The 16,146-nt window shown below is 62.9% G+C and carries 13 protein-coding genes; 5 read left to right on the top strand and 8 right to left on the bottom strand.

The window, feature by feature from the left end; genetic code table 11:
• Positions 1-107: 107 nt before the first annotated feature.
• Positions 108-527, top strand: a complete 420-nt coding sequence (locus M1E05_RS10270; RefSeq protein WP_458113881.1) for a DUF4870 domain-containing protein — start codon at positions 108-110, stop codon at positions 525-527.
• A gap of 12 nt (positions 528-539) precedes the next feature.
• Here the strand turns inward: M1E05_RS10270 and hemW are convergent, their stop codons facing one another.
• Both hemW and lepA read right to left on the bottom strand, forming a co-directional pair.
• Positions 540-1,769 (bottom strand): radical SAM family heme chaperone HemW, encoded by a 1,230-nt coding sequence (gene hemW, locus M1E05_RS10265; protein WP_461165171.1) that lies wholly within the window; start codon positions 1,767-1,769, stop codon positions 540-542.
• Positions 1,770-1,805: 36 nt separating this feature from the next.
• Positions 1,806-3,659, bottom strand: a complete 1,854-nt coding sequence (gene lepA / locus M1E05_RS10260) for a translation elongation factor 4 (protein WP_458113879.1) — start codon at positions 3,657-3,659, stop codon at positions 1,806-1,808.
• Positions 3,660-3,876: 217 nt separating this feature from the next.
• Here lepA and M1E05_RS10255 point away from each other — a divergent pair, with 217 nt between their 5' ends.
• Positions 3,877-4,413: a type II toxin-antitoxin system PemK/MazF family toxin gene (locus M1E05_RS10255; RefSeq protein WP_461165170.1), complete on the top strand. Its 537-nt coding sequence runs from the start codon at positions 3,877-3,879 to the stop codon at positions 4,411-4,413.
• Positions 4,414-4,581: 168 nt separating this feature from the next.
• A complete protein-coding gene (rpsT, locus tag M1E05_RS10250; RefSeq protein ID WP_458113877.1) occupies positions 4,582-4,842 on the top strand; it encodes a 30S ribosomal protein S20 in 261 nt (86 codons plus the stop codon).
• Between the two features lie 70 nt (positions 4,843-4,912).
• Here rpsT and M1E05_RS10245 read toward each other — a convergent pair whose 3' ends face one another.
• Entirely contained in the window at positions 4,913-5,854 is a 942-nt protein-coding gene (locus M1E05_RS10245; protein ID WP_458113876.1) for a PLP-dependent cysteine synthase family protein, read from the bottom strand.
• A gap of 177 nt (positions 5,855-6,031) precedes the next feature.
• Between M1E05_RS10245 and M1E05_RS10240 the strand changes: the two genes are divergently transcribed.
• Both M1E05_RS10240 and M1E05_RS10235 read left to right on the top strand, forming a co-directional pair.
• The gene (locus tag M1E05_RS10240; protein WP_461165169.1) at positions 6,032-6,307 is read left to right on the top strand and encodes a hypothetical protein; all 276 of its coding nucleotides are present in this window, start codon (positions 6,032-6,034) and stop codon (positions 6,305-6,307) included.
• Between the two features lie 19 nt (positions 6,308-6,326).
• On the top strand, positions 6,327-8,054 hold the full coding sequence (locus M1E05_RS10235) for an AfsR/SARP family transcriptional regulator (protein WP_461165168.1): 1,728 nt from the start codon (positions 6,327-6,329) through the stop codon (positions 8,052-8,054).
• A gap of 55 nt (positions 8,055-8,109) precedes the next feature.
• Here the strand turns inward: M1E05_RS10235 and holA are convergent, their stop codons facing one another.
• The 5 genes from holA to leuS are packed head-to-tail and all read right to left on the bottom strand — an operon-like array spanning position 8,110 to position 15,535.
• Positions 8,110-9,123: a DNA polymerase III subunit delta gene (holA, locus tag M1E05_RS10230; RefSeq protein ID WP_458113873.1), complete on the bottom strand. Its 1,014-nt coding sequence runs from the start codon at positions 9,121-9,123 to the stop codon at positions 8,110-8,112.
• Entirely contained in the window at positions 9,060-11,024 is a 1,965-nt protein-coding gene (locus M1E05_RS10225) for a ComEC/Rec2 family competence protein (protein ID WP_461165167.1), read from the bottom strand. The genes holA and M1E05_RS10225 overlap by 64 nt, the downstream gene beginning before the upstream one ends.
• 11 nt (positions 11,025-11,035) lie before the next feature.
• Entirely contained in the window at positions 11,036-11,860 is an 825-nt protein-coding gene (locus M1E05_RS10220; RefSeq protein ID WP_461165166.1) for a helix-hairpin-helix domain-containing protein, read from the bottom strand.
• 49 nt (positions 11,861-11,909) lie between these two features.
• A complete protein-coding gene (locus tag M1E05_RS10215; RefSeq protein WP_458111008.1) occupies positions 11,910-12,953 on the bottom strand; it encodes a DegV family protein in 1,044 nt (347 codons plus the stop codon).
• Between the two features lie 56 nt (positions 12,954-13,009).
• Positions 13,010-15,535, bottom strand: coding sequence for a leucine--tRNA ligase (gene leuS, locus M1E05_RS10210; protein ID WP_461165165.1), 2,526 nt, complete (start codon positions 15,533-15,535; stop codon positions 13,010-13,012).
• Positions 15,536-16,146 lie beyond the last annotated feature (611 nt).

The following is a 16,146-nucleotide window of genomic DNA, read 5'->3' as shown; positions in this document are numbered from 1 at the left end:
CGCGAAGCCGGCCGGAAACCAGTATTCTTGGAACGGCGGTGGCTTCCTGCAAGCCTCCCCTGCTATTCCAGGCACCAACGCACCACTGCAATCCAAAGGACGTAACCGTGGCAGAAGACGCACGTGAACACAGGGACGACCATGCCGGCCAAGGCCAGTCCCAGTACCATGGTGTTCCAGCCAACGCGTTGCCCTTGACCGCCAGCGAGGACCGTCAATGGGCAACACTGGCTCACTTCGGCGGCATCCTCGGGTGCGTTCCCGCACTGCTGATCTACCTGATCTTCAAAGAGCGGGGCCCCTTTACGGCCCAGGAATCCAAGGAAGCCCTGAACTTCACGCTCCCTCCCACCATTGCCGCAGTCATAGCGAACATACTGGTGATGCTTCCGGTGGTCGGCAACATCTTCGCCGTGCTCGCCACCGGGATCTGGATCGCCTTGACGTGCTTTGCCGTAGCCGCCGGAATTCACGTCAACCGGGGCCAACCGCACCGCTACCCGTTCAATCTGCGGTGGATCAAGTAGCGCCAGCCGCAGTTAGTCCGGCAGGACCCGTCGAACCACGGCGTCCGCAAGCAACCTGCCCTTGAGTGTCAGGACGAGCCGCCCCTGAAATGCGGCTGCGGCGTCCACCAGTTTGTCGGCAATGAGACCGGCAACAGCGTGACGACCGGAAGCATCCAACGCTGCGATGTCCAGGCCTGAGGACAGCCTGGCCTCCAGCATGATTCGTTCCACGCTCCTGGTGCCGGCGTCAAGGGTTTCGCGTCCGGCCGCCGGCGACGCGCCTGATGAGAGCCGAGCGGCATAGGCCGTGGGGTGCTTGACGTTCCACCAGCGCACTCCGCCGACATGTGAGTGGGCGCCGGGTCCGATCCCCCACCAGTCATCACCACGCCAGTAAGCCAGATTATGGCGGCAGGCCTGCTCCGCGGTGCGGGACCAGTTGCTTACCTCGTACCAGTGCAGGCCGGCCGCGGAGATCAGTTCTTCGGCAAGTTCGTACTTGGCGGCATGATCGTCGTCGTCAATTCCCGGTACTTCCCCGCGGCGGATCTGGGCCGCGAGCTTAGTGCCCTCCTCAACGATCAGCGCATAGGCGCTGATGTGGTCCGGCTTGTACGATAACGCCGTTTCGAGGGACACCCGCCAATCACCCATGGACTCGCCCGGGGTGCCATAGATGAGATCCACGCTGACTGCCAGACCGGCGTCGCGCGCCCATTGGACGGCCTCGGGAACCCTGCTGGGGGTGTGGGTGCGGTCCAGGACTTTGAGCACGTGAGGCACGGCCGACTGCATGCCGAACGACACACGCGTGAATCCCGCGTCCGCCAGGAGTTGCAGTGACTCGGGAGTCACCGAATCAGGGTTGGCTTCGGTGGTGACCTCGGCGCCTGGTTCCAAGCCCCATTCCGAGATCGCCGCCTTAAGGATCCGTGCAAGATCATCGGCCGGCAAAAGCGTGGGAGTCCCGCCGCCGAAGAAAACCGTGCCCAGGCGGCGCGCAGGCAGCCCGGAGCGTCTTATGGCCTCCGCTGCAAAGGCCACTTCCGAAACAGCTGTCGCTGCATAAGCGTCCTGGGACGCTCCCCCGCCGAGTTCCGTGGCCGTATAGGTGTTGAAATCGCAATAACCGCATCGGACAGCGCAAAAGGGAATGTGGACGTAGAGCCCGAAGGCCCGTTCCCCCGCCCCCTCAGTTGCCTGAGGCGGCAGAAGACCGTCCGACGGCGCGGGGTCGCCGAGAGGGAGCACGCTAGGCACTTGTGCGGCCTCCGATGGTTCCGGCCACGATCATCACTACTTCTTTGCCTTGTCCTTGGACTCGTCGGTGGTGAGCGCGGCGATAAAGGCTTCCTGCGGAACCTCAACGCGGCCCACCATCTTCATGCGCTTCTTGCCTTCCTTCTGCTTTTCCAGAAGTTTGCGCTTACGCGTGATGTCACCGCCGTAGCACTTGGCCAGCACGTCCTTGCGGATGGCCCTGATGCTTTCCCGGGCGATGATCCTGGAGCCGATAGCCGCCTGGATGGGGACCTCGAACTGCTGGCGTGGAATCAGTTCCCGCAGCTTGCCGGTCATCATCACCCCGTAGGCGTAAGCCTTGTCGCGGTGGGTGATGGCGGAGAATGCATCCACCTGTTCGCCTTGGAGCATGATGTCCACCTTGACCAGATCGGCAACCTGCTCACCGTCGGCCTTCCAGTCCAGGGACCCGTAGCCCCGGGTCTTGGATTTGAGGATGTCGAAGAAATCGAAGACGATTTCGGCCAGGGGCAGACGGTACCGGATTTCCACCCGGTCCTCGGAGAGGTAGTCCATGCCTCCCATGATGCCGCGCCGGCTCTGGCACAGCTCCATGATGGCGCCGACGAACTCGTTCGGCGCAAGGATAGTGGCGGAGACCATCGGCTCGCGGACCTCGGCGATCTTCCCGGTGGGATACTCGCTGGGATTGGTGACGTGGACCACCCTCTTGTCCTCGAGGGTAACCTCGTATTCAACGTTGGGGGCCGTGGAAATCAGGTCCAGGTTGTATTCGCGTTCGAGGCGCTCGCGTGTGATTTCCAGGTGCAGCAGACCCAGGAACCCCACACGGAATCCGAAGCCCAACGCCGCGGATGTCTCCGGCTCGTACACCAGGGCGGCATCGTTGAGCATCAGCTTCTCAAGTGCATCGCGCAGCACGGGATAGTCCGTGCCGTCCAACGGATACAGGCCGGAGAAGACCATGGGTTTGGCATCCGCGTAGCCGCTGAGGGATTCCGCGGCAGGCTTGGCAAGGTTGGTGACGGTATCGCCGACCTTGGACTGGCGGACGTCCTTCACACCGGTGATCAGGTAGCCAACCTCGCCGACGCCCAGGCCCTTGGACGGCGTGGGCTCCGGGGAGCTGACACCAATTTCCAGGAGCTCGTGCGTGGCGCGGGTGGACATCATCTGGATCTTCTCCCGCGGGTGCAGCATGCCGTCCACGACGCGGACGTACGTCACCACCCCGCGGTAGGTGTCGTAGACGGAGTCGAAGATCATGGCACGGGCCGGGGCATTCGGATCGCCCACGGGGGCCGGCAGGTCGCGCACGATTTTGTCCAGCAGGGCCTCCACACCGGCGCCGGTCTTACCGGAGACGCGCAGCACGTCGTCAGGATCGCCCCCGATCAGGTTGGCGAGCTCGGCGGCGTACTTCTCCGGCTGGGCTGCCGGGAGGTCAATCTTGTTGAGCACCGGGATGATCGTGAGGTTGTTTTCCATCGCCAAGTAGAGGTTTGCCAGGGTCTGTGCTTCAATGCCCTGCGCCGCGTCCACCAGGAGCACTGCGCCTTCGCAGGCGGCAAGGGAGCGCGATACCTCGTAGGTGAAGTCGACGTGGCCAGGGGTATCGATCATGTTCAGCGCGTAGCTGGCACCATCGAGTTCCCAGGGCATGCGCACAGCCTGGGACTTGATGGTGATGCCGCGCTCGCGTTCGATGTCCATACGGTCCAGATACTGGGCCTTCATGTCGCGGGATTGAACGACGCCGGTGTACTGCAGCATGCGGTCGGCCAGGGTTGATTTACCGTGGTCGATGTGGGCGATGATGCAGAAGTTCCGGATGATGGCCGGATCTGTCGCGGCGGGCACCGGTGCGGTGCGGGCCATGGGAGACACGCAGGGTCCTTACTGTTGGCTTCTGTTGGCGATACTGATGGCTTGCAGGGAACACGGCGGCCGCAATTTGTCCGGCTGCCTGCCACTTCTCTGAATTTATAGTCTCCCACGTTCGGCGGTCCGGCGGTGCATCCTTTCCGGGAACGACGCGGCCGCCCGTCTCACAACGCCGGAAAAGGGGCCGCACCCATGAGATCGCGGCTGTATGGTTTTCTCCATGGCCCTGAACTTCCGCTCCATAGGCGCAATCGTCCGTTCATCCTTGCGGCTTCTGAATGATCGCGGGCGCGTGGCGGCATCCGGGAAGCCGTCCGAAATCCGAGGCCGTTCCAACCCGGCCTCAGGTCTTTCATCTCCTTATCGCGGCGACTTCACCGGCACGGCCGACTTACGGTACTCCCCCTCCCCCGACGGCAAGCCGGATCCAGGCGAAGTGATCTGGACCTGGGTACCGTTTGAAGAGGACCACTCGCAGGGAAAAGACCGCCCGGTGCTGCTGGTTGGCAGCCATGGAGGTTATCTTCTGGGCGTTATGCTCACCACCAAGGACCATGGGAAGGACTATCGCCGGAGCGGCGACTACGTTGACCTTGGCCCTGGAAGCTGGGATCGGCAATGGAGGCCCAGCGAAGCGCGGCTAGACCGCATCCTGCAGATCAACCCAAAGGATATTCGCCGCGAGGGCGCCATCATCGACGCCGGCAGTTTCGTTCTGGTGGCTGACGCCCTGAAGGGGCGACACGGCTGGAACTAGTCCAGGAATCGCCACAGGTTCAGCCAATCTGCTAATATTTATAGCTGTGTGTCCGTGCAGGTCGACGGCCACTGATGGTTGGCCGCCATAGGTATCCCCACGCCGCTCAGTCAATGGCCAATCTGAAAGCCCTCTAGACCATTTCCGCATTAAAAAGAGAGTTCACACGTGGCTAATATCAAGTCCCAGAAGAAGCGCATCCTGACCAACGAGAAGGCTCGCCTGCGCAACAACGCAGTCAAGTCCGAGTTGAAGACTGCCATCCGCGCCGTCAACACCGCCGTTGAGTCCTCTGACAAGGATGCCGCTGCCGCTGCACTGGCAACTGCCGGCCGCAAGCTGGACAAGGCTGTCAGCAAGGGAGTTCTTCACAAGAACAACGCTGCAAACCGCAAGTCGGCGATCTCCAAAAAGGTCAACGCACTCTAAGGTTTTCCAGTTCACCTGAACTGATGATTATGGTCGGCGCCTCCGGGTGCCGGCCATATCCATTTAAAAGCTATCCGTACAGGCCAGTGCTCAAATAGCGCAGGCCGGAATCGACGATAACCGTGGCCACGGTGGCTTCCGGCCCAAGGCGCTTTGCCGCTCGCAGAGCCGCAACAACATTTCCGCCTGACGAAGTTCCCGCAAAAATCCCTTCCTCTCGAGCAAGACGACGGCTCATGGCAACTGCTTCCTCGGACGACACCTGGTCGATCATGTCGACCTCCTCCGGTTCCCACAGCGGCGGAATAAAACCGATGCCGATCCCTTCTATCCGATGGGATCCTGTGGGCCCTCCCGACAGGACGGCCGACTCCGCCGGCTCCACAGCGATGACCTGAAGCCGTGGTTGATGGCGCCGAAGGGCCCGCGCCGCGCCGTGGATGGAGTGGGCGGTGCCGACGGACTGGACAAGAGCATCTACCTGCCGGCCTGACTGCAACCAGATTTCCTCACCCAGTGCCAGGTAGCCGTTGATGGCGTCGTGATTATTGAGTTGGTCGCAAGCCCAATGGCCCGGCTGCACGCTTACTTCGCCTGCCCTGGCAATCATGGCCTTGATCAGCTTCTCTGTGATCCGTCCTTGGTCGCTTGCCACGTCCTCGACGATTGCTCCGAACGCCTCCATGGTGCGGCGTTTCTCATTGCTGAAGGCGTCGGAGAAGACGACGTGAAGCTTGTAACCCTTCGCTGCGCAGATCAGGGCCAGGGAGATGCCTGTTGTTCCAGCTGTGTATTCGACGACGGTATCGCCGGGCCTTATGTCGCCACGTCCCTCAGCACCGTTAATCGCGGCCAGCGCCATCCTGTCCTTCATGCTGCCGGTCGGGTTCGCCCATTCAAGCTTGGCCAGTATCCGTGCCGATCCCGTGGGGACGACACTTTTCAGCTCAATAAGGGGTGTAGAGCCAATCGCGGTCAAGACTCCGGTACGGGGGGCGGTTATGCCTTCCATTTCCTTCGTCTCCTCGTTGAGAAAGCGCTTCGGCGCCATGCAGATAGCGGTAAGCCGCTGAGGGAGCAAATATATCCGGTCAGGCGCAATTTGCCTACGCAGTTTTCTGTGATCACACGTCTGCTCACACGGGGATGAAGCAGGATTCAAGTATCCACCCAGAACAGGAGAACGGTCATGGAACTGAATGAGATTCTTAATCGCACCGCCGACCGCATAGTTGCCGACGGAACCCACTCCGAATCCAGGATTCTGCACGCGATGGCATCGGCTGCCGGAATACTTAACCCCGGCGCATCAGAGGCGCTCATTGATTGGAACGGATCGGAAGTTGCCCGGCTTAGGGCGTTCGGCATCCTGCATGGCGTTTTGCTTCGAGACCTCGCGGCGAACGAGCAGATGTACCTCACGGCAGAACTGCTCAATGGTCACGCTCTGGAGCTCGCGGCGTAGCGATTGCTAGATTGTGATTGTGCTGTACGTACGTTTGATCGGGCAACTGGGCTTGGAGCGCGATGGCCGGCCGGTACCTGGTCCCCGAGGGCATAAGACCTGGGCAGTCCTGGGCCGGTTGCTCCGTTCGTCCGAGCCCGTATCCCGGCAGGTCCTCGTGGAAGAGCTGTTCAGCGAAGCCGACGATCCAATGGGGGCCCTGCGATGGTCGCTCGCGGAGTTGCGCAGACGAATGGGCAATGCTGATGCCCTCAGGGGTAACCCGATCTCCATTGCGGTTGGCAATGATGTGACGGCGGATGTCTGGGAGGTCGCCCGGGGCGCGATCGGGGACGATGAGATTCCCGAGGGCCAGTTCCTGGAGGGGATTGAGGTCAAGGCATCCGTGGCCTTTGAGTCATGGCTCCTGATCGAGCGTCAGCGGGTCGACGGCGAGGTGCTGTCGACCTTACGCCAGAGGACGCTGCGGGCCCTGTCGGGGCGACAATTCGAACGCGCAGTCGCCCTCGCCGGCGCAATGGTTCGGCGCGCCCCACTGGAGGAGGGCCCCCACATCCTCCTCATCAAGGCCCTCGCCTCAGCCGGCCGGGTGGAGGCAGCCGTTCGACAGGCGGATGCAAGTGAAGCCTTGTTTTCCAAGGAACTTGGTATTGCCGCGACGCCGGCAATCAGGGCCGCAGCGCGCCCCGCCCTATCCGCACCCGTGCCTGGTGTCTCGGCACGGGCGTCGGCGTGGTCACTTTGCGAGGCGGGTCTTGCGGCTGTCTCCGCCGGCGCGGCGGACGCCGGTATTGAATGCCTGCGTGGCGCATGCGCAGCATCTGAGATATCGGGCGACAGGGAGCTGTTTGGCCGATGCTTGACAGAGCTTGGCACTGCTCTTGTGCATTCGATCCGAGGTTACGACGACGAAGGCGCCGTCATTCTGGCAATGGCTGTTGATATGGCGCTGGCAGCTGGAGCAGAACGGATCGCGGCCAAGGCCTTGTCGGAACTGGGCTATGTCGACCTGCTTGCGGGCCGCCGGACGAGTGCCGCTGACTACCTGCGGGCAGCCGGCCGGCTCGCGACAAACGACGCGCCGCTGATGGCGGCACTGGCAGGGTTTGAAGCCATGAATCTCAGTGACTGGGGCAAGCTCGAAGCGGGCCTGGGAAAGTTCATGGAAGCGGTCGAATTGAGCCGCAGCGCGGGAGCTGTCCGCCGTGAATCATGGAACCTTGGTGTCGGGGCACGGACCTTTTTCATTCTGGGGCGGACTGAAGAAGCTGCGGAGTGGGCAGCTCGCTCCTGTGAGTTGGCGAGGCGCGAAAACTGGACGGCATTCCGGCCATGGCCGGAAGCGTGGCTGGCCCATGCCCGCCTGGCCCGCGGTGAGGACCCCCGGTTGGTACGCGAGACCGCTGAAACGACCTTTGCCTTGGCACGGCAGCTACAGGACCCTTGCTGGGAGGGGCTCGCGGCAAAGACCATAGGACTCACGCACTTGGAGGAGGGTGATCCGCGAACCGCTCTGGAATGGATGAAGAATGCGGGTACTCTATGCAGCCGGGTGACAGACTCATACACATGGGTTGAAACGGACGTATTGCTTGCCGAAGCGCAAGCCGCGCTGGGCCTGGGAGAAACCGATCGGGCAGACGCGGTGGCACGGCGTGCTGTTGCCGGCGCAGCCAAGGGAAGCATGGAGGATCTGCTTGAGCGCGCCATGGGACTACTGGCTACTCTTCCTCGCTCAGCTGCGTGACAGACAAGCAGCGCCGGACGCACCGTCGCCTGTGAGTCACGCGAATCACCAACCTCTAACGTCGGCCTACCGACGTCGCAATGACCGTAACAGCATGCTCGACGGCATAGACGGGATCCCGCGACAGCCCCTTCACCTGGGCATCTGCCTCCGCGGTGACCTGGATTGACCGGACAAGGCCTTCAGGAGTCCAGCGACGGACATCCCGTTGTGCCTGCTCCACCAGCCACGGTTGCATTCCCAGCTGCCTGGCCACCTGGGCAGACGATCCCTGGGCCCCGGCAACCTTGGCCAGGGTGCGAAGCTTCGCTGCAAGGGCGGCCACCAAAGGCACCGGATCCGCACCTGTGGCGAGGGCGTGCCGCAATGTGGACAGTGCCAGCGGCGCGTTCCCTGCCATCGCTGCATCCGCGACTTTGAATGCAGTAGCTTCAACGCGACCACCATAGTAGCGGTCAATCATGTCCTCATCCACGGCGGAAGCTGCATCGGAAATCAGTTGGCTGCAAGCCGCTGCCAGCTCTGCCAGGCTGGCACCCACCGCGTTTACGAGCGCCTGTACTGCGGCGGGCTCGATCCGGCGGGAGGCTGCTTTGAACTCCGCCACCACAAAGGCCGTCTTGTCCGCCTCTTTCTTGAGCGGCTGGCAGTCAACCATGGGCCATCCCCCCGACTTCACGGCGTCGAGCAGTTTCTTACCGCGGTTTCCGCCGCTGTGGCGCAGCACCAGGACGGCATCGGGCTCGGGATGGGCCAGGTAGGCCAACGCGTCCGCAAGGAACGCGTCATTCATGGACTCGAGCCCCTCGATCTCAATGAGTTTCCGCTCCCCGAACAGCGACGGGCTCACATTCCTGGCAAGGGACCCTGCTTCGTAGCTGCCGGCATCGAGTCGGGTTACTTCAACATCCGGTTCCGCGCCCCTCACCAGGGAACGGATCCTGTCCATGGCCCGGGTTCCCAGATATTCTTCGGGACCGGAGATCAGTACCACGGCGGCCGGTGTTACATCCCGCCAGGTTGGCGTGTTCGACGCCGGCGTCCTGGATGACGCCTGGGTTGCGGCCACTCTTGGTTCCTCCCGGAATTAATTCTGCGGACTCTAAGCCTGCCACGGTGTCTCCGGACCACCAAGCCCGGCTGGAGCCCGCTCTTGCCGGATTGCCAAGGACCTGCATCGGCCAACCAGTCCAAGTACCTGACGAGGGCAGCGTGGACGTGCAGCAGCTTCTTTCCTGCAGTCACTGGATGGAATACCAGCCACAGTCCCGGAATGCCCAGGCAGGACAGGAGAAGCATCGTGGAGAGGCCGAATGCCCCTTCGGGCCAAGGCAGTGAGGCTCCCGGCAGGGATGCGAAGAACAGGGCCGTGCCCGCGACGCAGTTGGCAAAGAATCCGGCAATGAAAACCAGTATTCCTCCGGCCAGCGGGGCAAGAGGCAGCACGGGAACGGCCGCGGTTCCCAGGATGGTGACCGGGCCGACGAACGGCGAAGCAACGATGTTGGCAATCAGTGCGTAGGACGAGAACTGGGGTTGCAACAGGACAATCACCGGGCTGCAGAGAAGTTGGGCGGATAACGGAACGGCCAGCCCGGCAGCAGCCCAACGCGGCACGACCCGGGGTGTCCATTTGACCAGTTGCTGCCCGATTGTCACGATGCCCAGGGTGGCGAGCACTGACAGGACAAAGCCGTAACTGGCTCCAAGTGCAGGATCAAAGAGCAGCAAGCCGATCACCGCCAGGCACAGGAAAGTGAGTCCCCGGCCGGGTCTCCCCCCGGCCAACGCCGTCAGTGCTATCGAGCCCATGAGGGCTGCTCGCAGGACGCTGGCGTCCGGCCCCACCACAAGGACAAAGAAGCCGAGGCCCGCCAGCGCGCATCCCGCAGCTATTCCGCGTGGCAGCCGGAAACTACGGGCCAGCAGAAGCAAGGCGCCAAGAACGAGGCTGCAGTTGGCCCCGCTGACAGCTGTCAGGTGGGTCATCCCTACTGTCTTCATGGCAGTATTCAGTTCGTCATCGAGGCCACTGGTGTCTCCGGTCACCATGCCAGGCAGCAGCCCCCGGGAATCTCCTGGCAATGCCGAGCTGCTTTCCCGGAACAAATCCCTGAGTGCGTCCGGGCCATGGTTCCAGGGACCGGCCGGAGCCAGGACAACGGGAGGCGAGGTGCCGGACAATATCGCCGCTTCCGCCTGCCCGCCGTCCGGGGATCGCAGCTTGCCTGTGGTGCGGAGTCGCTGGCCGGCCCGCAGATGCTGCCACTCTTCACCCCCCATTACCAGCAATTGTGCACGGGCGTGGATGACATTGCCCTTGGCGGTCAACGAGTGTGCTGTGACGTTGGTGGCCCATCTGTCACCGGCTCCGGAGCCGCCGGGACCGGCCAGCCTTCTGGGGGATGCCTCGACCGTGAGTTCGGCTGTGACGGCCGCTTTCGTCGAGATGGCATCTGCCAACGCGGCGTCATGTCTCTGGCTTGACGCTCCGGCTGAGTGGCCTGCGACAGCAGCGGCCAGCAAAAGGGAAATGGCCAGAGTTATGATAATGCTGCGTCCGGGAGGCTGCCTGCCGCGGCGGAGCCTGACCCGGGTCCGCCCGCGCTTCCTGCCATGGAAATCCCCCCGCCACACCCAGGCCAAGAGAGTGCCCCCGACAACGACCAATCCTGCGCTGAGGACCACCAGTGCAGCGGGCACCAGCCAGAGACCCGCAACGGCCGTTAGCCACGTAATGACCGCCGCAGGCAGGAGTCGAAGGTCACCGCGTCTACGGGGTTCCGGACTGCTTCCGGTACCGGCGTCGGAGGCGTAGGCCACCCGCAGCCTCTCCAGGATGTTTTTCTGCCAGGCTGCCTTCGGTGAGAGGGCTGCAGCTCGGGTACGGACTGGGGCAGGGGGATCCGGTTGATGTCCAGGCTGAACGGCCGCATCAACGTAGCGCTTCCACGGACTTACATGGGTCATAGCAGCGCCCGTCAGACCGTAACGAGAAGCAGGAGGGCTTCCAGCATTTTCGGTCCCACCCCGTCCACGGCATCAAGTTCCTCCACAGTCTTGAAGTTCCCGTGCTCCTTTCGCCAGTCGACTATGCGCTGGGCGAGCACGGGGCCGACCTTGGGCAGGGTATCCAGTTCGTCCACCGACGCGGTGTTGACATTCATCCTGTCCGTTGTTGCCGCCCCGGAACCGGCAGCATCTCCATCCGCATCATTTACCGGGTCAGCGGAGAGCTGTTCGCCCACTAAAGGTACGTGCACCTTCTGCCCGTCTGTCACGACTGCCGCGAGATTAAGCCGGTCCAGGTCTGCACCGGGCAAGCTTCCGCCCGCACCCCGTATCGCCTCGTGAATCCGGCTGCCGGTGGGTAGTTCGACCACGCCCGGTGTGTGCACAGCTCCCGCGACATGGATCACGATCTCCACTCCGCCTACCTCTTTTCCCTCGTCCGCGGCGCTTTCCGAGACAGAGGTTCCGGAATCCGCCGCCGGAGGACTTTGGCTTGCGCCGGCAGCACTGGATACGGCGCTGATCGGAACTACCTGAGGGCTGTTCGCTGCAGCCGACCACCAGAACCACCCGGCCAGAATCACTGCGGTGAAGGCAACCAGCAGACCGGCGCGCGGACCGGTCCGCCATCGGGTGCGCCTGGGCTGCCGGGAGTCTGCGCTTTCCACAAAATCATGCCCGTCCACAAAAGCGGTCCCGTCCAGGAGACCGCCAGCTTCCGGAGAACCGTTCCCGGCGAGTACGCGCCGGGCCCGGTCAGCGCTGGGGGCGGCTCCCGGATTCCGACGTGACATGGAAACCACGCTAGGAGAGTGCCGCGGACCAGGACAGCCGGCGTCGCCCTTATGTGGAAAGCTTTCCCCTCGGTGACTTCCCCTTCGCGGGCGCCGTGCCCTGGTCCGGAGACAAGGCGTCGTCGGCGTCACTTCCCTCACCGACGATGACAGCCAGCACGCCGAGTCCTGCGTGGGCGGCCAGGACGGCGGGGAGTGAACTGATCTGTACCGGGGCTACACCGTCCAATGAGGCGGACAACCGGCGGGCCAGCTGCTCGGCCTCCCCCGCGTTGCCGAAGTGGTGCACGGCTAACCGCGCCTTGCTGGCCCCGCGCTTTCGGACATCAGCTGCAACCAGCTCCTCAAGCCGTGCGACTGCCCTAGCTGCAGAGCGGACCTTCTCGAGCGGGATGATTCTGCCATCCTCGACTCCCAGCAACGGCTTGATCGAAAACATGGTGCCAAGGAGCGAAGCTGCCGTCCCGACCCTGCCCCCGCGCCGCAGCTGTTCCAGGCTGGGGACGTAAAAAAACACCTTCGTGTGGGCCAGCCGTTCCTCCGCTGAGCTTCGGACCTCGGCGGCAGACAGCCCGACTGCGGCAGCTTCCACGGCACTTTGGACGCCCATCCCCTGGGCCATCCCGACGGTGCGGGAATCCACCACTTCCACAGGGATCCCCACCCGTGTGGCGGCAAGCCGTGCGGAGTCAGCGGTTCCGGACAGCTCACCCGAGATATGGATAGAGACAACAGCCTCAAACCCCCGTTCGAGGGCGGCCCGATAGGCCTGTTCGAACTGCCCCGGGGACGGCCGGGAGGTCTTGACTGCCTGCCCTGAAGCCAAGGCCACCGCAATTGTTTCGGCGATGTCGTCTTCACCTTCGCCGTAGATCTCTTCGCCCACCATTACAGGCATGGGGATGACACTGAGGCGGCCATCTGCCAACGCATCAACCCACTCGCGCGGCAAGGCAGCTGCGGAGTCCGTTACAACGGCCGTACGCACCACGGCAGTGGGGACTGCCGGCGGACCTCCAGGCCGGTTGACACTTCGAAGGCGAACAAGCCGATCCCTCAGCCAAGGCCAGCCCGCGCGTTCGCGTTCTGCCACCAAGCACCTCCTGAGATCAGATCGGCCCCCGAACGTACCGGAGGCCGATTACCCGGCTAGGCCGGGACGATGTTGACCAGTTTAGGCGCACGAACGATCACAGTGCGGATGCTCTTGCCGTCAAGTGCCCGCTGGACGTTCTCCGAGGCCAGCGCAAGCTCACGCAACTCGTCCTCCGAGATACCCGGAGACACTTCCAAACGGTCCCGGACCTTGCCCTGCACCTGAACCACGGCTGTGACCGTTTCCTGTACCAGCAGCGTTTCGTCGTGCGCAGGCCAGCCGGCGTTGGCTACCGAGGCGGGGTGGCCGAGGACGCTCCACATATCCTCCGCCGTGTAAGGCGCGAACAGGCTCAGGATCACAGCTACCGCTTCCGCTGCTTCCCGCACTGCGGGATCAGCGCCACCGGCACCGGAATCAATGGTCTTGCGAGTGGCATTGACCAGTTCCATGAGCTTGGCAACCACAACATTGAACTTGTTGTGGTCCAGGAGAGCTGCGGCATCAGCAATGGCGCGGTGCGTCACTGAGCGCAGGGCACGGTCGCCCGAAGCGGGAGCCACCCCCGGCTCGCTGGCAACATCCTGGGCAAGGCGCCATGCACGCGCCAGGAATTTAGCGGATCCCGACGGCGAAACATCGGCCCAATCGACGTCGTCCTCCGGAGGAGAAGCGAAGATCATGGTCAGACGGACGGCGTCTACACCGTACTTGTCCAGTTGCTCGCCGAGGTCCACGCCGTTGCCCAGGGATTTGCTCATGGCCTTTCCGCCGTTGAGGACCTGGCCTTGGTTCAGCAGGGCGGTGAAGGGCTCGCTGGTTTCGATCATGCCCAGATCATGGATGACCTTCGTGAAGAACCGTGCATACAGCAGGTGCAGGATGGCGTGCTCGACGCCGCCCACGTACTGTCCCACCGGCATCCAGTCGTTGATCTTTGACGGGTCGAAAGGTCCCTCGGTGTAGTGCGGGGATACGAAACGCAGGAAGTACCAGGAGGAGTCGACGAAGGTGTCCATGGTGTCCGTGTCCCGTTTGGCAGGACCGTGGCACTCCGGGCACTCAACGTTGACCCAGGCTTCGGCAGCGGCAAGCGGCGACGTCCCTTTTGGATTCAGGTCTTCGCCGCGGAGGTCTGCCGGGAGGGTGACGGGGAGTTGCTCATCGGGAACGGGCACCTCGCCGCACTCCGCGCAGTGGATGATGGGAATAGGCGTACCCCAGAAGCGCTGGCGGCTGAGCAGCCAGTCCCGGAGCCGGAAGTTGACGAACTTCTCCCCTGTCCCCTGTTCCTCCAGCATGCTGATCGCGGCCGGAATCGCTTCAGCCTTGGGCAGGCCGTCGAGGACACCGGAATTGATCAGCGTGCCCTCGCCCGTTGTGGCGGTGCCCGAGACTGCAGGGTCCTCCTCGCCGGTATCCAGCACGGCCCGTACAGGCAGGTCAAAAGTCCTGGCGAAGTCGAGGTCGCGCTGGTCGTGGGCAGGGACGGCCATAATGGCGCCGGTGCCGTAGTCCGCCAGGACGTAGTCCGCCGCCCAGACCGGCAGCTTCTCGCCGTTCAGCGGGTTGACGGCGTAGCGGCCGGTGAAGACTCCGGTCTTTTCGCGCTCAGTTGACTGGCGCTCGATCTCAGTAAGCGCCTTGACCTGCTCGCGGTACGCCTCAAGGGCGCCGGCGTGTTCTTCAGTGACGAGTTCGACAGCGAGAGGAGCGTCAGCGGCGACCACGAAGAAGGTCGCACCGTAGAGGGTGTCAGGACGCGTGGTGAAGACTGTGACGTCCTTGGCCGGCTTGCCGCCGTCGGCCTCGACGGCGAAGTTGACGTGGGCTCCCTCGGAGCGCCCGATCCAGTTCTTCTGCATGGCCAGTACCCGCTCAGGCCAGTGTCCGCGCAGCTGCTCCATGTCGTCCAGGAGCCTGTCCGCGTAGTCAGTGATCTTGAAGTACCACTGGTTCAGCGATTTCTTGGTGACCGCGGTGCCGCAGCGCTCGCAGGCACCGTTGACCACTTGCTCGTTGGCCAGCACGGTCTGGTCCTTGGGGCACCAGTTGACCGGAGAGTCTTTGCGGTAGGCCAGGCCCCGCTCATAAAACCGCTTGAACAGCCACTGCGTCCAGCGGTAGTACCCGGGATCGGAGGTGTGCAGGCGTCGCGACCAGTCGGCCGAGATGGCATACCGCTTGAAGGATGCTGCCTGGGTGTCGATGTTGGCGTAAGTCCACTCGCTCGGGTGGGCGTTGCGCTTGATGGCAGCGTTCTCGGCAGGCAGGCCGAAGGAATCCCAGCCGATCGGGTGAAGGACGTCGTACCCCTTCTGGCGCAGGTAGCGTGCGACAACGTCGCCCATGGCGAACGCTTCTGCGTGGCCCATGTGGAGGTCCCCGGAAGGGTAGGGGAACATGTCGAGCACGTAGCGGCGCTCGCGGGAGCCGTCGTCAACCGGCGTGAAGACCTTGAGGTCTTCCCACACCTGGGGCCATTTGGCTTCCATGGCCGCAAAGCTGTAGGCACCCTCTTCGGGTCCGGCCATCGCGGCTGATACTGTTCCGGTGTCTGTTTCCGGCTGAACGCTCACTGCTGCCCTCTTCTGGTCTGTACCGCTTTTCGTACGGCCGGCTTCTGTCCCGCCGGGCCCTTCGATCCCCTGCTGTCCGCGTCGATGCCGGTCCACCAGCCCCAGACACACGAAAGCCCCTCGACAGGGAGGGGCGGCCGCTCGGCAATCCGAGTCCTCGTCGGATGCCGGGCGGCTAGCTAAGCATAAGGATCGCACGCATAGCTCTACTTTAGCCTCTCGCGCAGGCTCACGGTGAACTGAGCAGGGAAACGCCCGGGGCGTGTGCCCGAAATAGTCTGGAAACTATAATTCTATTGCGATTTCCCGAGCTGCCACAGCACGTAATCTCAACCCGGAATTACGTACTTTCAAAGCAAAAACAAGTACTGAGAGCAGCTGGCTCGCGAGTCTCCAAGTACCGGACTAAGTACAATTCCGGATCTCGAGCACAAGTATTTCTTGCGCGTAATGGCGGGCCTGAATTGCATAATTTCTTCACTTGCAAAATCCATTAAATGGGAACATTATTCTCGTAAAGATCTCCTGGGGGATTTCGCAATGGTCTCGGGTTGAGGAGCCTGACATGTGTGCATTGCGCCTTCCGTATGAGCCGCCGCGGTTTAAAAACC

It is taken from the genome of Arthrobacter sp. R4-81, assembly GCF_054792365.1.
The sequence above is the reverse complement of the archived record's forward strand: the minus strand, read 5'-3'. Positions and strand labels throughout refer to the sequence as shown.

Excerpts from the sequence above, each read along its gene's own strand:
- M1E05_RS10255 (WP_461165170.1), top strand. The coding sequence starts at position 3,877 with ATGGCCCTGAACTTCCGCTCCATAGGCGCAATCGTCCGTTCATCCTTG.
- M1E05_RS10245 (WP_458113876.1), bottom strand. The coding sequence starts at position 5,854 with ATGGAAGGCATAACCGCCCCCCGTACCGGAGTCTTGACCGCGATTGGC.
- M1E05_RS10240 (WP_461165169.1), top strand. The coding sequence starts at position 6,032 with ATGGAACTGAATGAGATTCTTAATCGCACCGCCGACCGCATAGTTGCC.
- M1E05_RS10225 (WP_461165167.1), bottom strand. The coding sequence starts at position 11,024 with ATGACCCATGTAAGTCCGTGGAAGCGCTACGTTGATGCGGCCGTTCAG.
- M1E05_RS10220 (WP_461165166.1), bottom strand. The coding sequence starts at position 11,860 with ATGTCACGTCGGAATCCGGGAGCCGCCCCCAGCGCTGACCGGGCCCGG.